This window comes from Delftia sp. JD2 (assembly GCF_001682645.1).
In the GTDB taxonomy this organism is placed as follows: domain Bacteria; phylum Pseudomonadota; class Gammaproteobacteria; order Burkholderiales; family Burkholderiaceae_C; genus Comamonas; species Comamonas acidovorans.
In genome coordinates this window covers 1-809 of sequence record NZ_LFJT01000135.1, presented here as the reverse complement: position 1 = coordinate 809, position 809 = coordinate 1, and the positions used below count along the sequence as shown (strand labels likewise).

Below are 809 nucleotides of genomic sequence, written 5' to 3'. Positions count from 1 at the left end.
TTCAACTACGCGTTCTCCGTGTCCAACGCTGCCGGTGCCTTCGGCCCTGCCACCAGCGTGACCATCAAGGACCTGGTGCCTGCAGGCATCAGCATCACGGGCGTGCCGACCGGCGCAAACGTGGCCAGTGCAACTTGCACTCCCAATACCTTCCCCTTCGTGGGCAATGGCACGGCGATCCTGTCTTGCACGGTGAGCTTCACCACACCGGTGGCAGCTGGCAGCAACACCAGCTTCAATCTGCCGGCTGTTCCGACGGCGGTTGGTTCGAGCACGAACACGGCCTCCTACGATCCAGCGGGTGGCATCAACCCGGTCAATCCGACGGCGGGTTGCACGACGGATTGCGCATCGACGCCTTCCACGCCGGTGACCCCTGGCACGCCTGCGCTGACGGTTACCAAAGCCAACCCCGGCAGCTTGGCTGTGGGCACGCCCTTCAACTACGCGTTCTCCGTGTCCAACGCTGCCAGTGCCTTCGGTCCCGCCACCAGCGTGACCATCAAGGACCTGGTGCCGGCAGGCATCAGCATCACGGGAGTGCCGACCGGCGCGAACGTAGCCAGTGCGACCTGCACGCCAAACACCTTCCCGTTTGCGGGCAATGGCAGCTCCGTGCTGACTTGCACGGTGAACTTCACGGCTTCGGTCGCAGCGGGTAGCAACACCAGCTTCAACCTGCCAGCTGTTCCGACGGCGGTGGGCTCGAGCACGAACACGGCCTCCTACGATCCGTCCGGTGGCATCAGCCCGGTCAATCCGACGGCCGGTTGCACGACGGATTGCGCATCGACGCCTTCCACGCCGGT

Annotated in this window: 1 protein-coding gene; it reads left to right on the top strand. The window is 64.6% G+C overall.

Translation table 11 applies throughout. The features are described from left to right. Window positions 1–18: 18 nt before the first annotated feature. The coding region (locus ACM14_RS31030) for a hypothetical protein (protein WP_254662170.1) at window positions 19–809 on the top strand (791 nt) is incomplete at its 3' end.